Genomic DNA, 18,847 nt, shown 5'->3' with positions numbered 1-18,847 from the left:
GGACCAGCCGAAGCATCGTGATCGCGCGCGGTCCGAAGACCAACGGATCACGCGGCGGGGAAGGGCGGGGGGCCTCTCAACGGTGGCCGAAGATAGGCTTGCGCGGCGATCGGTACCGCGGTTCTCACGTGGCGGACGATACCGACGATGAACGCGATGGCGATCGCCAGCAGCACCGGATCGACCGCCGCCAGCGACGGCGCGGTCAGGCCGGAAAAGGCGCAGGGCATCTCCCGCTCCTGATGATCGGACTTGCCCGAATGATGCGCCATGGCGGGCATCGACATCGTCGTTGCCATCGTCATCGGCGCAGGTGCAGTGCCCGCACAGATCTCGATCGTCACGCGCCCCGCGGAGACGACCGGCATGAAACCAGCTGGCACCAGGACCTTCATCACCAGCGCACAGGCAAACACCCACCCCGCCAGCGCGCGATGATCCAGCAGAAGACGACGGAGCGTGGCCACGACGTAGGGTCTACGCGCTGTCCAAGAGCGTGTCACGTGGGCGAAACGTCTCGCAGCACGGAAGGATCGCCGCGTACCGGATGCTTCGCTGCAAGCGACATGCCACCAACAGCCGTCGCTACTGACACGAGCTAGAGAATGCCAAACGTAGAGCGATACGGAAGGCGAACGGTCGTCGCGTTACGCCTTGAGTGCCACCAGTTGGCTGCGCGCTGGCGGCTGACTGCGCCTATGCGCCTATGCGCCTATGCGCCTATGCGCCTATGCGCCGTCGGAGCGCGTCGAGCCTGACAATTGTTCCCAACCGATCGCTCGTTCGACGACGGGGGGCATCCCGTCGTCGAATTCGCCAACGGCCTCAGTCGCCGCACTTCGTCATCGGGACGGGGGCGGAGTCGATCTTCACGTCGGAGATAGACACGCCGAGCTTGCCGTCGGTCGCGATCACGAAGGGAGCGGTGACCTGCGCCATGTCGATGCCGCGTTTGGCGAAGCATTGCAGCGGGACGATGACCTGCTGCCAGTCGCCCGGCTTGCCGGTTGCGAGCGTTTTGGTGATCGGGACGGTGACCGCCTTGCCGTCGTTGCTGACCATGCCGAGACCGACCGGTGCGGTGCCGGCGCGATCGACGCGGACGTCGACGACCAGACTAAGTTCGCCGTTGCTCTCGCGTGTCAGGTCGAGCGGACCCGACGCCTCGACCCGCGTTTGGGCGGGGCCGCCGGTCCACACGAACGCGCGCGCGTCCTCCTGACGGCGGCGGTCGACGGCGGAGGCAGTCAGACGCTTGGTCGCGGTCGTCGCGTTGACGCCGACCATGCGCACCTTCGACTGGCCCGGCTCGACCAGCGTCAACGACCAGCCCTCGGGAACGCGGCCCTTGCCGAAGATCGTGCCGTTCGATGCTGCAGCCATGCCGGCGGGGCGGTTTTCGTCGAGCTTCGGGACGCTGCCCGGCTTGGCGTAGCTCAGGCCGTAGCCGAATGCGAACAACGGATCGTAGCCGGAGTCGGAGCGGTTCAGGACATACTGGTCGGGGCCCTTCGGCCAGGAGAAACTGAGCTTGCCGCGGAAGTCGTTGGCGACACTGCCGTCCTTCTTGCGGAACAACACGTCAGCAACGCCGCCGCCTTCGCTGCCCGGCAGGAACGCCGCAACGAACGCATCGGAGGCGTTCAACTCGGCATTCACCCAGAGCGGGCGCCCCGACAGGAATACCGCGACGACTGGCACCCCTGCCGCCTTCAGCTTGCGCAGGAGTTCAAGGTCGGACTTGTCCTCGGCGCTGTATTCGAGGTTGGGGCGGTCGCCCTTGAACTCGGCATAGGGCTGTTCGCCGAACACGACGATTGCCGCGTCGGGCTTCTTCGCGAAGCTGCCGTCGGCCGATAGCGTCGCGGTGCCGCCGGCGTCCTTGACCGCGGTGTTGATCCCCGACCAGATCGTCTCGGCGTTGGAGAAATTGGCGTTGGTGGTGCCGGTGCCCTGCCATGTTAGCGACCAGCCGCCGGCCTGTTGCGGGATGTTGTCCGCGCCGGCGCCCGCGACGAGTATGTTGGCGGAGGGCTTCAGCGGGAGCAGTCCGCCTTCGTTCTTGAGCAGCACCATCGATTCACGCGCGGCGCGGCGGGCGATCGCGCGGTGGTCTGCGGCGCCAATGAGGTTCATCTTGCCGGCAAGTGCGCGCGATGACGGGCGACCGCGATCGAACGTGCCAGCGCGGATCTTCACGCGGAGAATGCGGCGGACCGCGTCGTCGAGGCGTGCGGCGGGGATCTCTCCGGACTGCGCCTGCTTCAGCGTGTTGTCGTAAAGCGTCTTCCAGCCGGTGCCCGAATACATGAACATGTCGAGGCCGGCGTTGATCGCCGCGGCGCAACTCTCGTTCGAGCAACCCTCGACCTGGCCGTGGCCATTCCAGTCGCCAACTACAAAGCCGTCGAAATGCAGGCGGTCCTTGAGCACGCCGGTCAGCAGGCTCTTGTTGCCGTGCATCTTGGCGCCGTTCCAGCTCGAGAAGCTGGCCATTACGGACTGCGTACCGGCCTCGATCGCCGCGGGGTAGCCGCCGAGATGGATGTCGCGCAGCGTAGTCTCGGAAATGCGCGCGTCGCCCTGGTCGCGTCCGCCGGTGCCGCCGTCGCCGAGGAAATGCTTGGTGGTCGCGATGACGTGGTCGGGGGCGAGGAACTCCTTGGTGCCGACCTTGCCCTGGACGCCTTCGATCACCGCGCCGGCGTAATCGGCCTGGATCGTCGGTTCCTCGGAGTAGCTCTCATACGTGCGGCCCCAACGATCGTCGCGGACGACGGCGAGCGTCGGCGCGAAGGTCCAGTCGATGCCGGCGGCGGCGGTCTCGATCGCGGTGACGTGGCCGATCTCGCGCATCAGGTCGCGGTCGCGCGCCGCGCCGAGCCCGATGTTGTGCGGGAAGAGGGTGGCACCAGGGATGTTGTTGTTACCGTGGACCGCGTCAGTGCCCCAGATCACGGGGATCGCGGGGCGGCCGTCGCTGCGCGCCATCGACGCGTCGTAGAACTCGTCGGCGAGTTTAAGCCATTCGACCGGGGCTGCGAGGTCGTTGCCGCCGGGCCCTGAATTGCCGCCGTTCAGGATCGAGCCGAGCTTGTAGGTGCGCAGGTCGGAAGGCGTGATGCTGGCGATGTCGACCTGGATGAGCTGGCCGATCTTGTCCGCGACGGTCATGCGCTTCATGATCGCATCGACGCGCGCCTCGACTTTCGGATCGCGCGCAGGACGGGCGTTGGCGGTCGGCCAGATCTCTAGATCCGCGACGGCGGAAGGGGGCGGCGGCGCGGTTACGGGCGTTATCGCCGATTGCAGCATGAGTGCGGTCATGAGGGTGGAAAAACTTGCCGACATCATACTCTCCCCAGTCGGTACGCTGATGCGATCCGTGTTCTCGACCACTCGCTACCGGGTGACGGCGCGGTCGCGCAAATCATTTGGTTGTTTTCGCGCGGGGTCGCAGAGGCACCAGCGGCAGCAGACGCGTCGATTTTATATCTGGAGAACGATTTTACGCGAGCAGGCTTCGCGTCACCTGCATAATTTGCATCCCGATCGCTTCAGAACGCGTTTGTGCCGTGTTGCCTCGCCGGCCGATTGAGGCGGGCGTCACTGCGAGGAGTTGCTCATGTCCAAGACCATCATCGCCGACCTGTTTGCCGAGACGCTGCACCTGGCGGGCGTCGAGCGGATCTACGGTGTCGTTGGCGACAGCTTGAACGGCTTGACCGACAGCTTGCGGCGACAGGGCAAGATCGAGTGGATCCACGTTCGCAACGAGGAGGCTGCGGCGTTTGCGGCGGGTGCGGAGGCGCAACTGACGGGCAAGCTCGCGGTATGCGCCGGATCCTGCGGCCCCGGCAACATGCACCTGATCAACGGGCTCTACGACTGCAACCGGACGCGCGTGCCGGTGCTGGCGATTGCGGCGCAGGTGCCGAGCGGCGAGGTCGGCTCGAACTATTTCCAAGAGACGCGCCCGGAAGCGCTGTTCCGCGAATGCAGCGTCTATTGCGAGACGATCTCCGATGCCGACCAGATGCCGCGGACGCTGGAGACGGCGATCCGGGCGGCGGTCGGGCATCGCGGTGTTTCGGTCGTCGCGATGCCGGGCGACGTAGCACTGCGGTCGACGACGGGTACGCTGGCACGGTCGAAGGGCGCACTCCTGCCGCCGCCTTCGGTGACGATACCCGCGGAGGCGGACATCGCCGAACTCGCCGCGCTGTTGAACGGCGCGCAGAAGGTGACGATCCTGGCGGGGCGGGGGTGCCGCACCGCGCATGCCGAGCTCGTCACGCTCGCGGGGGTCTTGCAGGCGCCGATCGTCCACGCGCTGGGCGGGAAGGAGTTTGTCGAATACGATAACCCCTATGACGTCGGCATGACCGGGCTGATCGGCTTTGCGAGCGGCTACGACGCGATGATGGCGTGCGACGTGCTGCTGATGCTCGGCACGGATTTCCCATATCGGCAATTCTATCCGGAGAAGGCGAAGGTCGCGCAGATCGATTTGATCCCGGAAAACCTCGGTCGGCGGACGGCGATCGATATCGGGCTGGTCGGCGATGTCGGCGCTACTCTTGCGGCCTTGATTCCGCGAGTGAAGACCGGACGCGACGGCAGCTTCCTCAAGTCCGCGATCGAGAATTACGCCGAGTCCCGCAAGGGGCTGGACGATCTTGCCGACGGAACGCCCGGCAGCGGTGTAATCCATCCGCAGCATGTCGCCCGCGTCCTCAGCGAGCAGGCGGCGGACGATGCGGTCTTCGCCTGCGACGTCGGCACGCCGACCGTGTGGGCTGCGCGCTACCTGACAATGAACGGTCGGCGGCGGTTGATCGGATCGTTCAACCACGGATCGATGGCGAACGCGCTGCCGCAGGCGATCGGCGTACAGTCGGCATACCCGACGCGTCAGGTCGTGACGTTGTCGGGCGATGGCGGGCTGGCGATGCTGATGGGCGAGTTGCTGACGGTGCGCCAACTCGGTCTGCCGGTGAAGATCATCGTCTTCAACAACGGCACGCTCGGGTTCGTCGAGATGGAAATGAAGGCTGCGGGCTTGGTCGAGACCGGCGTCGCGCTCGACAACCCCGACTTTGCGGCGATGGCGCGAGCGATCGGGATCTACGGCGTGCGCGTTACCGATCCGGGTGATGTCGAGGCCGGCATCCAGGAGGTGCTCGCGCATCCGGGCCCGGCGCTACTCGACGCCGTCACCGCGCGCACCGAACTGTCGATGCCGCCCAAGATCACGCTGGAGCAGATGAAGGGCTTCACGCTCTATATGGCAAAGGCGATCATCAGCGGCCGGGGCGACGAGGTGGTCGAACTGGGCAAGACCAATGTCGGCTTGCTCAAACGTCTGTTCTGAGCGAGCCGAGATCAATCGGTGCCGGGTCCGTCAGAGCGAAAGACGGGCCCGCGCCGCGCGGTACTCGCGTTCGAGACGATCGACGCGGTCCGCAACGCTTTCGACTTCGGTGACTGCGCCGATACCCTGGCCCGATCCCCAGATATCTTTCCACGCCTTGGGCTTGGAGCCGTTGCCGCCACCGAAGTCCATCGTCTTGAGGTCGCCCTCGGGGAGGTTGTCCGGGTCCATCCCCGCCGCCTGGATCGACGCGCGCAGGTAATTGCCGTGCACGCCGGTGAAGAGGTTGGAATAGATGATGTCGGACGCCTTGCCGGCGACGATGCCGTCCTTGTACGCCTGATCCGCGTTCGCCTCGGTCGTCGCGATGAACGGCGAGCCGATATAGCCGAAGTCCGCGCCCATCGCCTGCGCGGCGAGGACGGCGTCGCCGGTCGCGATCGAGCCCGATAGCGCGAGCGGACCGTCAAACCACTGGCGGATTTCCTGGATGATCGCGAACGGGGACAGCCGACCCGCATGGCCGCCTGCGCCGGCCGCGACTGCGATCAGGCCGTCGGCGCCCTTTTCGATCGCCTTCCGCGCAAACCGGTCGTCGATCACGTCGTGGAGCGTGATGCCGCCCCAGCCATGCACCGCGGTGTTGAGGTCTTCGCGCGCGCCGAGCGAGGTGATGACGATCGGCACCTGCCACTTCGCGCACGTCGCGAGGTCGCTTTCGAGCCGATCGTTGGATTTGTGGACGATCTGGTTGACCGCGAAGGGGGCTGCCGGGCGGTCGGGATTGGCGCGGTTATGCGCGCTGAGTTCCTCGGTGATCCGGTGCAGCCACTCGTCGAGCATCGCCTGCGGGCGCGCGTTGAGCGCGGGGAACGATCCGACGATGCCCGCCTTGCACTGCGCGATCACCAGATCGGGGCCGGAAATGATGAACAGCGGCGAGCCGATGACTGGCAGGCGCAGGTTTTTTAGAATGGCGGGTACGGTCATGCCAGTTTTCTAGCGCAACCTATTCGCGCGCGCCAGAGCCGGTTTTGCCCTCCACCCAGGCTGCTGAGGCGGCCGGGCGAAGGGCGGGGTATCAGGCCATCTTGCCGATGACCTTGTCGAGCGTCAGCGGGTATTCGCGGATTCGGACGCCGCATGCGTTGTAGACCGCGTTGGCGATCGCTGCGCCGACACCGCACAGACCGAGTTCGCCGATGCCCTTGGCCTTCATCGGCGAGGATTTCTCGTCGAGCTCGTCCATGAAGAACACGTCCTGCATCGGAATGTCGGCATGCGCGGGCACATGATATTCGGCGAGGTCGTGATTGACGAAATAGCCGAACCGCGTGTCGACGATCGCATCTTCCATCAGCGCCGCACCGACGCCCATCGTCATCGCACCGATCACCTGGCTGCGCGCCGATTTCGGGTTCAGAATACGGCCCGCGGCGAACGCGCCGCTCATCCGACGGACGCGGATCTCGCCGGTCGCCGAATCGACGCCGACCTCGACGAAATGCGCACCGAACGTGGCCTGGGCGTACGTCTTGGTCAGGTCGCCGAACTCGATCGAGTCCTCGGCAGAGATGCCGGCATCGCCTGCGGCTTCCGACAGCGAGACGCTGCGGTTGCCCGACTTTACCTTGCCGTCCTCGAACACGACGTCGGTCGAGTTGAAGCCGAGCTTCTGCGCGACCCGCTCGCGCAACGCCATGCACGCCGCATAGACGCCCGCAGTCGAGCTGTTGCCGCCCCACTGGCCGCCCGAGCCCGACGAGGCTGGGAAGCTGCTGTCGCCGAGCAGGACGATGACCTTGTCCATCGGTACGCCCATCATCTCGGCCGCGGTCTGCGCGATGATCGTGTAGCTGCCGGTGCCGATATCGGTCATGTCGGTGGCGACGGTCACGACGCCCTTCTTGTCGATCCCGACGCGCGCGCCCGACTTCATCGTGACGTTGTCGCGGAACGCCGACGCCATCCCCATGCCGACCAGCCAGCGGCCGTCGCGGACTTGACCCGGAACCGGGTTGCGCTTGTTCCAGCCGAAGCGTTCGGCGCCGGTCTTAAGGCAACCGACGAGATCACGCTGCGAAAACTGGCGCGACGGCTTTTCCGGGTCGACCTGCGTATCATTGATGATGCGCAGCTGGACCGGATCCATCTTCAGCTTCTCGGCCAGTTCGTCCATCGCCGCTTCGAGCGCAAGCAGGCCGACGGCTTCACCCGGCGCACGCATCGCGTTGCCCTCGGGGAGATCGAGCACGGCCAGACGGGTCGCGGTCATGCGGTTCGCACCAGCGTAGAGCAAGCGGGTGGCATTCGGCGCGGTCTCGGGACCGCCACCGGGGAGATCGCCCGACCAGCTCTCATGCGCGATCGCAGTGATCTTGCCGTCCTTCTGCGCACCGATGCGAAGGCGCTGGATCGTTGCCGGGCGATGCGTCGTGTTGTTCATCACCTGCGGCCGCGTGAGCGCGAGCTTCACCGGGCGTCCGCCGATCGCGCGCGAGCCGAGCGCTGCCATCACCGCATCGCTGCGGACCCACAGCTTCGAACCAAACCCGCCACCCACATAGGGCGACATCACGTGGATGCTTTCCTTCGGCAGGAGCAGCGTCTCGCTCATGTCGCCGACTGCCCAGTTGATCATCTGGTTCGACGTCCAGAGCGTGAGCTTGCCGTCCTTCCACGCCGCGGTGGTGGAGTGCGGCTCCATCATCATGTGGCTCTGGTCGGGCGTGGTGTAGCGCTCGTCGAGCTTGACCGGTGCCTTGGCGAACGCACCGGCGAAGTCGCCGACGGCGGTGTCGGGCGTGCCGCTCTTCGGCTTGGTCGCCGAGGATTGCGATGCGGCGAGATCGAACCGGCCGGCCGTCCGCGCGTAATTGACGCGGAGCAGCTTGGCACCGGCGCGGGCCTGCTCGAACGTCTCGGCGACGACGACGGCAACGGCCTGGTCGTAATGCTGGACGTCCGGGCCAGCGAGCATCCGCGCCGTGTGGTTCTTGGCTTTGCCGAGCTTGCCGGCATTTTGGTAGGTGACGACCGCGAGCACACCGGGGGCGGCCTTCGCGTCGGCGTCGTCGATGCTCTCGATCCGGCCCTTGGCGATCGCCGAGCCAACAATGTAGCCATAGGCGGCGTTCGGCGCAGCATCGTTGCGCTCATAGGCGTAGTGCGCGGTGCCGGTGGTCTTCAGCTTGCCGTCGACGCGGTCGAGCGGCTGGCCGAGCACCTTCATCCGGTCGGTCGGGTTCGCCGTGGCGGGGGTATCGAACTTCATAGCGATCAGGCCTTCGCTTCTTCGAACACGGCGCCGATGGTGCGCTCGACCAACGGCAGCTTGAACGCGTTCTGTGATGTGGTGCGGGCGCCGGCGAGGACTGCCGATGCGGTCGCCTTGGCGCCATTCGGCATCTGTGCCTCGGCAGCTTCGACGCGCCATGGCTTGTGCGCGAGGCCACCGAAGGCAAGGCGGCCGCGACCGCCGGGCTGGATCACCGCGGCAACCGAGATCAGCGCGAATGCGTAGGACGCACGATCGCGCACCTTCTGATATATGTGCGTGCCGCCGATCGGCTTGGGCAACGTCACCGCCGTGATCAGTTCGCCGGGCGCGAGCGACGTCTCGATGTTCGGCGTCGCACCGGGAAGGCGGTGGAAATCCGCGATCGGGATTGCGCGCGTCTGACCAGCAGAGTTCACCGTCTCGACCGTAGCATCGAGTACGCGCATCGCGACGGCCATATCGCTTGGGTGCGTCGCGATACACGCGTCGCTCGTACCCATCACGGCCAGGTTGCGGTTGAAGCCGCCGATCGCCGCGCAGCCGCTGCCGGGCTGGCGCTTGTTGCAGGGCTTCGTGGTGTCGTAGAAATACGGGCACCGTGTCCGCTGGAGCAGGTTGCCTGCGGTCGTCGCCTTGTTGCGTAGCTGGCCCGACGCGCCGGACACCAGCGCGCGGCTGAGCACACCGTAATCCTTCCGCACGCGCGCATCGGCCGCGAGGTCGGTGTTGCGGACGAGCGCACCGACACGGATACCGCCGTCCGAGGTCGGCGTGATCTTGTCGAGGCCGAGGCCGTTGACGTCGATCAGGTGCTGCGGCGTCTCGATCTGGAGCTTCATCAGGTCGAGCAGGTTGGTGCCGCCGGCGATGAACTTCGAGCCTGGCGTGCGGACTGCAGCGCTGGCGGCTTCCTTCGCCGAGGTGGCGCGCTCGTAGGTGAAGGCCTTCATGCGCTGCGCTCCGTACCCGCGACGTCGTGGATCGCGTCGATGATGTTCGCATAGGCACCGCAGCGGCAAATGTTGCCGCTCATCCGCTCGCGCAGTTCGTCGGTGGTCACCGTTGGCTGTGCCGCAATATCCCCGGTCACGTGACTGGGAATGCCTGCCTTGATCTCGCCGAGCGTCGCGACCGCCGAGCAGATCTGGCCTGGGGTGCAATAGCCGCACTGATAGCCATCATGCTTGACGAACGCCGCCTGCATCGCGTGCAGTTTCTCGGGCGTGCCAAGGCCTTCGATCGTCGTGATCTCTTCGCCTTCGTGCATGACCGCAAGCGTCAGGCAGCTGTTGATGCGGCGCCCCTCGACGATCACCGTACATGCGCCGCACTGGCCGTGATCGCAGCCCTTCTTGGTGCCGGTGAGCTTCAGATTCTCACGCAGCGCGTCCAGCAGCGTGGTCCGCGTATCCACGTTGATCTTAGTCGTCCGACCATTGACCTTGAGCGTTACGGGCATGGTCGGCGGGGCCGACTGCGCGGTACCCTGCGTCTGTGCCTGTACCGCAGGTGCTGCCGCCAACGTAGCCGACGCGACACCGCCGGCGATCACACCACGGCGCGACACCGGAAAACCTTCATCCTGATGCATATCAAATCCCTGTATCTGCTAGCGTAACGGGCGAGAGCGGGCAAAGTTGCGCTGCTTCGCAATTGGTTCCGTGAATTTGACGTCATAGAAATCTGCGATAGGGTATTGAAATGCGGACAGTTTCTTCCATCGTGTCGGTGCGGCTGTATCACCTCGACGACAGCGGCGAGGGCGGGGCGGCAACCACGCTGTTCTATGGTCCGCTCGGGGAGGCCCTGACGATCGCAGCGCAGCAGGAAGAGGATGTGCAGGCGGGGCTGTATCTGGCCACGGAGAACGACGTCGTCGCGTATCTGGATCTGGAAGAGTAGCGCTCACCTTTCGATCCTCCCCCCCCAGGGGGAGGTGGCTGGCGCTTGCCAGACGGAAGGGGAGGTAAGAGAAAACCTCTGCGCCGTGTTTTCCCCCTCCGTCACCTTCGGCGCCACCTCCCCCTGGCGGGGGAGAATCGAGTATTACGTCCCCGGCGTGAAACCGTCGTCGCGATCCGGCGGGGTCGGCGAATGCACCTCGCTACATATCGAACGAAGCGCACCCTTCATCCCCTCCTCGAAGGTCGGATGGTAAATCGGCAGGTCGAGCACTTCGGTCGCGGTCCAGCCGCTCTGAATCGCCCACGCGATCAGATGCGCGCTATGCTCGACCGCGGGCCCCGCCATCGTCGCACCGGTCAGGCGCCCGTCGCGGCGATCGGCGTAGAAGCGGACCAACCCGGCATTGCACGCCTCGACCTTCGCCCGGCCCTGATCGTCATACGACGCGGTGCCGATCACGCTGTCGGCATCGTCATCCTTCGCGATCTTGCCGATGACCGCGACGTTCGGATGCGTGAAGGTGATCGCGAACGGCACGGTACGCTTACCCGGCGTAACCTCGGGGTAGCTCGCCGCGTTCCGCCCCGCGATCATGCCCTCTGCCGATGCCTCGTGCAGTACCGCGCGGTCATGGTCCGCGTCGCCGGCGATGAAGATCGGCGCGCTGCCGCACTGCATCGTCTCACAGTCATAGTCCGGCATGCCATGCTCATCGAGCGCGAGGCCAGTCGTTTCCAGTCCGATGCCCTTGATCCGCGGCGGCCGCCCGGTGGCGACGAGCAGATAGTCGAAGCGCTGCTTGCCGGACGCCGAACCGGTCCACGCCAGTTCGACCCCATCGCCGTCGGGCTCCACTGTCAACTCGACACCTAGCAGGATCGGCATCTCGCGCGACAGGATCGCATCATAGGCCTCGGCGACGTGGGAGTCCTTCAACCCGCCGATCGTCTCGCCGGTGTCGAACACCATCGTCTCGACGCCGAGCCGCGCCATTGCCTGTGCCAGTTCCAGGCCCAGCGCGCCCGCGCCGATGACGCCGAGCGACTTCGGAAGGTCCTTCAGGTCGAAGATGCTCTCGTTGGTCAGCACGCGGTCGCGCACCGCGTCGAACATCTCGGGGATCGCAGGGCTCGATCCGGTCGCGATCACCACCGACTTCGCGTGCACCTCGCGGCCATCGCTCAGCGACAGGATCGTCGCGCCCGCAAATTTCGCGCGTGCTTCGATCTTCACCTCCGCGGGCAGCTTGTCGATCGAGGTCTCGACACCTGCGACGAACGCATCGCGCTCCTTACGGACCCGCGCCATCACCGCGACGCCGTCGACCTTGCCTGAAGCCTCGACGCCGAACACCGACGCGTGCTCGACCGCGTGCATCGCGTTACCGGCCGCGATCAACAGCTTGGAGGGCATACATCCCACGCTAGCGCAGGTCGTGCCGCCGAAGCCTTCGTCGATCAGCAGCGTCTTGGCGCCATTGCGTCGGGCGCTGCGCTCGGCGGCGAGGCCGGCGGTTCCGGCACCGATGATTGCCACGTCGCAGGTCAGTTTGGTCATAAGTCTCTCCGTTGCCGGAGAATTCCGGGGCCGCGGTCAACGAAACCTTCGATGCCGCCCAGCCGTTCCGCGGTGCAGCACATTCCTAGTCGAAGGACGCTTATGTTAACGCTCCACCACCTGAACTACTCGCGCTCGATCCGCGTACTCTGGCTGCTCGAAGAGCTCGGCATCGAATACGAACTCGTAAAATACGAGCGTGACGAAAATTTCCGCGCGCCGGCCGAACTCAAGGCAATCCATCCGCTCGGCAAGGCGCCGGTGCTGGTCGACGACGCACTGACACTCGCCGAGAGCGCGCCGATCCTGTCGTATATCGACGAGCGCTACGGTGACCGCCGCTTCTCGCCGCCGGTCGACAGCGATGCGGCCGCCGTGCACGACGAGTGGCTGCAATATGTCGAAAGCTCGGCGTCGCTGCCGATCATGATGACGTCGCTCGGCAAGCGGATGGGCGGTCTGCCCGACGGCCTTGCCAAGTTCACCGGCCCCGAAGTGACCAAGACGCTCGACTATATCGGCGCGGGGATTGGCGATGGCCCGTATCTGATGGGCGAGCAGCTGATGCTGGCTGATATCCAGATGTGCTACATCCTGGCGATCGCCGAGAGCGCAGGATTGCTCAGAGAGCACCCCGACGTCGCGACGTATCTGGATCGCTTGCGCGCCCGTCCGGCGTTCATCGCCGCGACCGAAATTGGTGGCCCGCTGATGCCGGCCCGCCGCTAAACGCGATACGGCAAGGGGGTAACGGCCGCGTTACCCCCCGAAGCTGCGACCCCCAAAGCCGCCGCCAAAGCCGCCACGCGAGATCACCGAACTGCGCGACTGGACGCGGGCAGGGGCCCTGGCGGTGGTCGGCGTGAAGGCGTCGGAGCCCACGCGGGTCCGGCCGGTCACATAGTCCCGGTTGATCCGGCCGCCCGCGCCACCGTAATAATTGCCGTCACGGTCGCGGTACATCGGCGCGCCGCGGTTGCCGAAGCCGCCGTTGAGCGCCTGCCCGACGAGGAAGCCGGTCAACAGCGGCGTGAAGAAGCTCCCGCCGCTGCCGTTGTTGCGCGGCTCGCACTGCGCGGCGCCGTATTGTTCTTCGCAAGTCTGTCGATCCTGGAACCGCGGCGCGGTTTTCGCGGCATCGGCTTTGGCCTGCTCGAACGCAGTGTCGCACTGGACCGCGGACAACGCACCCGCCGCACGGCACTCCTGTACCGACGCATAGCTCTGCGCCTCGACGGGCTTGCCACCGACATCGCCGTCGCACGCGGTCAGCGAAATGCCCGATCCTGCGATCAGGCTGGTGAGGACGATCGATCTGGAACGCTTCATCGCAATGCCCCTCAGTTCGTCATGCAAGCGGCGTTGAGGATGCCGACGCACAGCGAGATGCTGCCCATATAGGTCGCCGCCGCGATTTCGCCGCGGACGATCCGGTCGTTGAAGTCGCGCATCACGAAATGCTGGACCACCAAGAACGTGACGATCTGGATCACGCCTGCGAGCAAAGCCCACACCGCGAACTCGACCAGCGAAACCGTATGCGTCAGCGCGGAGGCGAGCGGCAGGACGTAGCCGAGCAGCGCCGCGCCCAGCGTGATCGCCGCGGCGGTATTGCCCTCCCGGATCAACGATTTCTCGTGATACGGCGTCGCCATCTGATAGATGATCTTGAACAGTATCGTGAACGCCCCCGCCGCGACGAATGCGATCAGGAAGGCGAGCGCGCTGGCGCCGAAGCTGTATTGGTCGATCATGGCATTTCCCCCGGAGCCGTCTGCGCGCGACGCTAGGCCCTGAACTCGCCGAGTTCCAGTGCCACGCCCAGCATGATCTCGAACGAGACGTCGCCGGACTCGGTCTCCATGTCGATCGCGAGCAGCAATTCGCGCCCGTCATCGCCCGGCAGGTCGCGGCTGAACAGCATGCAGGTCTGAAAGATGCGACGATCGACGATCCCGTCGCGGTCGTCGTGCAGTTCTTCCCAGAACGTCACGGGCTCCTGCTCGCTGGCTTCGGGGCCGAACCATGCGCGGCTGTATTCGGGCAGCCCTTCGGCGGTGAAGGTGCGTGCCTTGAGCCGGCTTTTCCACGCCGGGCGCTCGGCGGCGGACGACGGGTAGCTGCTGTCCCACGGCGCGAACAGCGTGACGTCCGTCACGTCCTGCCCGTCGCGGTCGTTCGACACCGCCTGGAACATGATGTCGTCGTCGGTGTAGAACCGGTGGACGAAACCGCCTTCGTTGAGGTCGATCAGCCCCTGCGCGACGATCACCAGCGTATCGCGGTCGAACGGGAACAGCAGTTCCGAGCCGAACCGGCGCCATGCCAGTGGATCGACCGTCACCGTCCGCCCCAGCGTGACGTTGCGGACGACGGGCAGGGCGTTGCCGTCAAGCGCTGGCTTGCGGCCGAACAGGCGATCGAACATGCAATCCTCGCGTCTCTGTGGTTGGCATGCCTCTTAGGCCAAAGCGGGCGGGCTCGCAAAGCGCATCCCCGTCATCCTGACGAAAGTCGGGACCCAGAGCCGTAAACGCCGCGCTTGGCTACCCTGGATCCTGACTTTCGTCAGGATGACGGAAGGAAGAGTAGGATGACGGAAGTGGGGAGGGTGGCAGGCGCTCGCGAAAAGCCTATGTGTGCGGTCGAGCGACAAGCACGGGAGTTCTTGCATTGACCGACATCTGGACCGTCCGCAGCCTGAAAGCCGCGCTCGACACGTCCGAGCCCGCGAAAGCCGGCGAGTTTTCCGCACGGATCCTGGAGGGCGCGGATCCGGTGCTGCTCGTGACGATGCACCACCACGGCGACCTCGAACTGTTCGTCAACGTCAGCGAGGCGCAGATCGCGTGCTCGACGTTGCTGTGGCCGTGCGACGAGCAGGAGGATCCTTTGGCGTTCAACACCTTCCTGCTGAAGTCGCAGAAGCTGGTGCCGCTGTCGAACTTCGGGATCGGTACGGTCGATGGCCGCGACTATTACGAGCTGTTCGGGGAACTCGCGACGTCGAGCCGGCTCGATACCGTGATCATCGAGCTGCGCACGCTTGCCGAGAATGCGATCGATGCGGCCACCGACCTGCGCCACGCGCAGATCCCGGCTGTCTGACATCGCCGCCTGATTTAGATACAAACGGAGAGACTGGCATGGCCATCTGGAGCAAGCTTTTCACCCTAGGTCGCGCCGGTGCGCACGAAGCGGGCGCGGCGGTCGTCGATGCGAACGCGCTGCGTATCCTCGACCAGGAAATTCGCGATGCCGACAAGGCGCAGGGCAAGGCACGCGATGATCTCGCGGGGCTGGTAGCACGTCGCCGCATCCTCGAAACCGAGGTCGAGAGCTTCCGCGCTCAGGCGACCAAGTACGAGGCCTCCGCGCGTATCGCGGTCGAGAAGGGCAACATGGACCTCGCGCGCCAGGTCGCGCAACGGATCGCGGACCTCGAGCAGGACATCGCGCTGAAGAGCCCGCAGGTCGAGGACATGCGCGCCGCCGAGGAGCAGATCCACACCGCCGTCGCGCAGACCGATCGGAAGATCGAACAGCTCCGCCGCGAGGTAGAGGTCGTCAAGGTCAACGAGTCGGTGCAGAAGGCGCAGGCCTCGGTCGCGTCGGGCAGCATGGGCGCGGGTAACAAGCTCGGCTCGGCGGCGGACAGCCTCGCGCGTATTCGTGAACGCCAGGCGATCCGCGGCGAGCGGATCAAGGCGGCGGGTGAGTTGGAAGACCGCCGCACCGGCGCCGATCTCGACGAGAAGCTCCGGCTTGCGGGTATTGGCCCCGGCCAGTCGTCCGCGGACGACGTGCTCGCGCGCCTGACCGCGCCGAAGACGCCGCAGGTCGGCCAGACGTTGCAAATCGAGCAGCGCGACGACTCCAAGACGTCGGACTCCTGATGCGCCGGATCGCGGTCGACCCGCGCGGCGACTGGCGCGAACGGGCCGACGCGATCGGGTTCGTCTATCACGACACGGATGGCGAACCGTATTGGGACGAGGGTGCGGCGTATGCCTTCACGCTCGCGGAGATCGAGGACGACCTTGAGCCGGCGGCGGAACAGTTGCATGCGATGTGTCTCGATCTGGTCGACGAGGTGGTCCGCGATCAGCAACTGATGGAACGCCTCGCGATCCCGCGCGAGCAGTGGAACTATGTCGCGGAGACGTGGCGGACGCGCCAGCCGTCGCTCTATGGGCGGTTCGATTTCGCCTATGACGGGACGGGACCGGCCAAGCTCTACGAGTATAATGCCGACACGCCGACGTCGGTGTTCGAATGCGCGACGTTCCAGTGGATGTGGCTCGAGGGCCTGCTCGCCAGCGGTGCGCTGCCGGCGGGGACGGACCAGTTCAACAGCCTGTTCGACAAGCTGCGCGAGCGGTTCCGCGCGCTGTTCCCGAGCGGGGGCTTCGTCCATTTCGCGGCGGACGCATCGGCGATCGAGGACCGCCAGACCGTGCGGTTCTTCGAAGATCTGGCGAGCCAAGTCGGGATCGAGCCGAAGTTCGTCGAGATGAAGGATATCGGCCTCGCCGCGGACGGGCGCTTCATCGATACCGATGGCTTCGAGGTGCAGGCCGCGTTCAAGCTGTATCCATGGGAGTTCATGCTGCGCGAACCGTACGCGCCGAACCTGTCGCGAGCCGACGTGCGCTGGATCGAGCCCGCGTGGAAGTCGATCCTATCGAACAAGGGCATTCTGCCGCTGCTGTGGGAGCGCCATCCCGAGCATCCGAACCTGCTGCCCGCGTTCTTCGACGACGATCCCGCCGCAACGATCCTCGGGCCGAAATATGTGCGTAAGCCGCTGTTCTCGCGTGAGGGCGCAAACGTCGAGGTGATCGGCGACAGCGGCCACGCTGTGCTCGACCAAGGCTATGGTGCCGAGGGTGCGATCCGCCAGGCTTATGCGCCGCCACCAGTATTCGACGGCCGTCATCCGGTGATCGGAGCTTGGATGGTCGGCAACGAAGCCGCGGGGATCGGCGTTCGGGAAGATGAAACGGTGGTCACGCGCAATCTCGCGCGATTCGTGCCGCATATCATCGAGGCGAATGATGACTGACGTGCGAGACCTACCCCCGTTGCCGCCGATGGAGCGGCTGATCGAATTGATGTTCGATGCCGCACGGACGGGGCGCGACGAGATGATCCCGGCGTTGTTGCAGGCTGGGGTCGATATCGAGGTGACCGATGTGAAGGGCTACACGCCGTTGGTGATTGCCAGCTACAACGGCCAGGCGGAGGCGACCGCAGCGCTCCTCGCGGCAGGCGCGCAGGTCGATGGCGCAGCAGATGCTCGCGGCAACACCGCGCTGATGGGCGTCTGCTTCAAGGGCTATACCGAGATCGCACAGATCCTGATCGACGCCGGGGCCGACGTGAACCGGCGCAATGGCGTTGGCCAGACCGCGCTGATGATGGCGGCGCTTGTGAACAAGACCGCGATCATCGACCTGTTGCTGGAGCACGGTGCGGACCCGGCGATCGTGGATTCGGCCGGAAATAGCATGCATTCGCTGGCGGTGTCGCAGGGGAACGCGATGTTGGCCGCCCGTTTCGCAACTACCGGTTAGCCCCCTACGCCACCACCACCACCCCGGCGAAGGCCGGGGCCCAATTGGAAAGGGCGCAGTAACGGCAAACTGCGCTCCGTTAGCGCCGTCCCCCAATTGGGCCCCGGCCTTCGCCGGGGTGGACGTCGACCGGCCGTCTAGGGAGTGTCGTCCGCTCGATGCGTCTTCAGCAACACCGCCCCGACATGCGCCTCACCTCGAGCCTCCGCCAACCGCATCTGCCGCTCCCGCTCGGCATAGCCTGCCCGTTGAGCCTCATCCCGCGCATCATGACACGCCGGGCAACTCACCCCCTCCACGTATAACGGCGACGACCGATCCGCGACACTTACCGGCATCCGGCACGCATGGCACAGCACGTGGCTTCCCAACGCCAACCCATGTCCGACCGCAACCCGCTGATCGAACACGAAACACTCCCCCTCCCACAGGCTCTCCGCCTCGGGCACGGTCTCCAGATACTTCAAAATGCCGCCCTTGAGGTGATACACCTCGTCCAGCCCCTCTGCCTTCAGGAACGCGGTCGACTTCTCGCACCGTATCCCCCCGGTGCAAAACATCGCGATTTTCGGCGGCGGCCCATTCCCAACCAACTCGTCGCGGTGCTCGCGAAACCACGCAGGAAAGTCCCGGAACGTCCGCGTCTGCGGATCGACCGCGCCGGCGAACGTGCCCACCGCGACCTCATAGTCGTTGCGCGTATCGATCACGATCGTCCCCGGCTGGGCGATCAACGCGTTCCAGTCCTTAGGCTCGACATAATGCCCGACGCCCTCCAGCGGATCGATCGCAGGCTCGCCCATCGTCACGATCTCGCGCTTCAACCGAACCTTCATCCGGTGAAACGGCATCGTCTCCGCGCGCGACTCCTTGACGTCGAGATCGGCGCATCCCGGCAGCGCGCGGATATGCGCGAGTACCGCATCGATCCCCTCTTCGGACCCGGCGATCGTCCCGTTGATCCCCTCGGCGGCAAGTAGCAGCGTCCCCTTCACGCCGTTCGAACAACAGGCGAGCGCGAGCGGCGGCTGGATCGCGGCAATATCGGCGAACGGCGTGAAGCGGTACAGCGCCACGACGCGGATGGGCAGGGTTTCGGTCATCGGTTCATCGTGCAGGGGAGGAGGGGCGCTTCCTTAGCGCAAGTCGCCCGCC

Annotated in this window: 18 protein-coding genes; 7 read left to right on the top strand and 11 right to left on the bottom strand. The window is 65.6% G+C overall.

Annotation, left to right across the window (positions count from 1 at the left end; genetic code table 11):
* Positions 1 to 47: 47 nt before the first annotated feature.
* The gene (locus AC1ME3_RS15255; protein WP_480953829.1) at positions 48 to 467 is read right to left on the bottom strand and encodes a DUF2946 family protein; all 420 of its coding nucleotides are present in this window, start codon (positions 465 to 467) and stop codon (positions 48 to 50) included.
* A 358-nt stretch (positions 468 to 825) separates the two neighbouring features.
* Positions 826 to 3,351 carry a glycoside hydrolase family 3 protein gene (locus AC1ME3_RS15250; protein WP_480955847.1) on the bottom strand — a complete coding sequence of 842 codons (2,526 nt, stop codon included), beginning with the start codon at positions 3,349 to 3,351 and terminating at the stop codon, positions 826 to 828.
* A gap of 274 nt (positions 3,352 to 3,625) precedes the next feature.
* On the opposite strand from AC1ME3_RS15250, the gene poxB reads away from it, so the two are divergent.
* Positions 3,626 to 5,374, top strand: coding sequence for a ubiquinone-dependent pyruvate dehydrogenase (gene poxB, locus AC1ME3_RS15245; protein ID WP_480953828.1), 1,749 nt, complete (start codon positions 3,626 to 3,628; stop codon positions 5,372 to 5,374).
* A 30-nt stretch (positions 5,375 to 5,404) separates the two neighbouring features.
* On the opposite strand, the gene AC1ME3_RS15240 is transcribed toward poxB, so the two are convergent.
* The 4 genes from AC1ME3_RS15240 to paoA all read right to left on the bottom strand — a co-directional run bounded on the left by AC1ME3_RS15240 (position 5,405) and on the right by paoA (position 10,245).
* Complete coding sequence (locus tag AC1ME3_RS15240; RefSeq protein WP_056059001.1) at positions 5,405 to 6,364, bottom strand: NAD(P)H-dependent flavin oxidoreductase; 960 nt, start codon at positions 6,362 to 6,364, stop codon at positions 5,405 to 5,407.
* A 91-nt stretch (positions 6,365 to 6,455) separates the two neighbouring features.
* Positions 6,456 to 8,648 carry an aldehyde oxidoreductase molybdenum-binding subunit PaoC gene (paoC, locus tag AC1ME3_RS15235; protein ID WP_480953827.1) on the bottom strand — a complete coding sequence of 731 codons (2,193 nt, stop codon included), beginning with the start codon at positions 8,646 to 8,648 and terminating at the stop codon, positions 6,456 to 6,458.
* 5 nt (positions 8,649 to 8,653) lie between these two features.
* Positions 8,654 to 9,604 carry an FAD binding domain-containing protein gene (locus AC1ME3_RS15230; RefSeq protein ID WP_480953826.1) on the bottom strand — a complete coding sequence of 317 codons (951 nt, stop codon included), beginning with the start codon at positions 9,602 to 9,604 and terminating at the stop codon, positions 8,654 to 8,656.
* Positions 9,601 to 10,245, bottom strand: coding sequence for an aldehyde dehydrogenase iron-sulfur subunit PaoA (paoA, locus tag AC1ME3_RS15225; protein WP_480953825.1), 645 nt, complete (start codon positions 10,243 to 10,245; stop codon positions 9,601 to 9,603). The genes AC1ME3_RS15230 and paoA overlap by 4 nt, the downstream gene beginning before the upstream one ends.
* A gap of 110 nt (positions 10,246 to 10,355) precedes the next feature.
* Between paoA and AC1ME3_RS15220 the strand changes: the two genes are divergently transcribed.
* Entirely contained in the window at positions 10,356 to 10,556 is a 201-nt protein-coding gene (locus AC1ME3_RS15220; protein ID WP_480953824.1) for a hypothetical protein, read from the top strand.
* A gap of 144 nt (positions 10,557 to 10,700) precedes the next feature.
* Here AC1ME3_RS15220 and AC1ME3_RS15215 read toward each other — a convergent pair whose 3' ends face one another.
* Positions 10,701 to 12,116 carry a dihydrolipoyl dehydrogenase gene (locus tag AC1ME3_RS15215; RefSeq protein ID WP_480953823.1) on the bottom strand — a complete coding sequence of 472 codons (1,416 nt, stop codon included), beginning with the start codon at positions 12,114 to 12,116 and terminating at the stop codon, positions 10,701 to 10,703.
* A 102-nt stretch (positions 12,117 to 12,218) separates the two neighbouring features.
* Here AC1ME3_RS15215 and AC1ME3_RS15210 point away from each other — a divergent pair, with 102 nt between their 5' ends.
* Complete coding sequence (locus AC1ME3_RS15210) at positions 12,219 to 12,845, top strand: glutathione S-transferase family protein (RefSeq protein ID WP_480953822.1); 627 nt, start codon at positions 12,219 to 12,221, stop codon at positions 12,843 to 12,845.
* Between the two features lie 30 nt (positions 12,846 to 12,875).
* On the opposite strand, the gene AC1ME3_RS15205 is transcribed toward AC1ME3_RS15210, so the two are convergent.
* Genes AC1ME3_RS15205 through AC1ME3_RS15195 form a run of 3 tightly spaced genes read right to left on the bottom strand, consistent with a single transcriptional unit; the run spans position 12,876 to position 14,544 of the window.
* Entirely contained in the window at positions 12,876 to 13,445 is a 570-nt protein-coding gene (locus AC1ME3_RS15205; RefSeq protein ID WP_056049223.1) for a DUF1190 domain-containing protein, read from the bottom strand.
* Positions 13,446 to 13,456: 11 nt separating this feature from the next.
* Positions 13,457 to 13,870 (bottom strand): DUF350 domain-containing protein, encoded by a 414-nt coding sequence (locus tag AC1ME3_RS15200; protein WP_480953821.1) that lies wholly within the window; start codon positions 13,868 to 13,870, stop codon positions 13,457 to 13,459.
* A gap of 32 nt (positions 13,871 to 13,902) precedes the next feature.
* Complete coding sequence (locus AC1ME3_RS15195; protein WP_056481639.1) at positions 13,903 to 14,544, bottom strand: DUF2491 family protein; 642 nt, start codon at positions 14,542 to 14,544, stop codon at positions 13,903 to 13,905.
* Positions 14,545 to 14,789: 245 nt separating this feature from the next.
* On the opposite strand from AC1ME3_RS15195, the gene AC1ME3_RS15190 reads away from it, so the two are divergent.
* The 4 genes from AC1ME3_RS15190 to AC1ME3_RS15175 are packed head-to-tail and all read left to right on the top strand — an operon-like array spanning position 14,790 to position 17,692.
* On the top strand, positions 14,790 to 15,224 hold the full coding sequence (locus AC1ME3_RS15190) for a YjfI family protein (protein WP_480953820.1): 435 nt from the start codon (positions 14,790 to 14,792) through the stop codon (positions 15,222 to 15,224).
* A gap of 38 nt (positions 15,225 to 15,262) precedes the next feature.
* The gene (locus AC1ME3_RS15185; RefSeq protein WP_056049207.1) at positions 15,263 to 16,012 is read left to right on the top strand and encodes a PspA/IM30 family protein; all 750 of its coding nucleotides are present in this window, start codon (positions 15,263 to 15,265) and stop codon (positions 16,010 to 16,012) included.
* On the top strand, positions 16,012 to 17,181 hold the full coding sequence (locus tag AC1ME3_RS15180) for a glutathionylspermidine synthase family protein (protein WP_480953819.1): 1,170 nt from the start codon (positions 16,012 to 16,014) through the stop codon (positions 17,179 to 17,181). The genes AC1ME3_RS15185 and AC1ME3_RS15180 overlap by 1 nt, the downstream gene beginning before the upstream one ends.
* Positions 17,174 to 17,692, top strand: coding sequence for an ankyrin repeat domain-containing protein (locus AC1ME3_RS15175; protein ID WP_480953818.1), 519 nt, complete (start codon positions 17,174 to 17,176; stop codon positions 17,690 to 17,692). The genes AC1ME3_RS15180 and AC1ME3_RS15175 overlap by 8 nt, the downstream gene beginning before the upstream one ends.
* A 137-nt stretch (positions 17,693 to 17,829) precedes the next feature.
* On the opposite strand, the gene trhO is transcribed toward AC1ME3_RS15175, so the two are convergent.
* Positions 17,830 to 18,795: an oxygen-dependent tRNA uridine(34) hydroxylase TrhO gene (gene trhO, locus AC1ME3_RS15170; RefSeq protein ID WP_480953817.1), complete on the bottom strand. Its 966-nt coding sequence runs from the start codon at positions 18,793 to 18,795 to the stop codon at positions 17,830 to 17,832.
* Positions 18,796 to 18,847: the final 52 nt, after the last annotated feature.

Source organism: Sphingomonas sp. BL2, assembly GCF_056680015.1.
The sequence above is the reverse complement of the archived record's forward strand: the minus strand, read 5'-3'. Positions and strand labels throughout refer to the sequence as shown.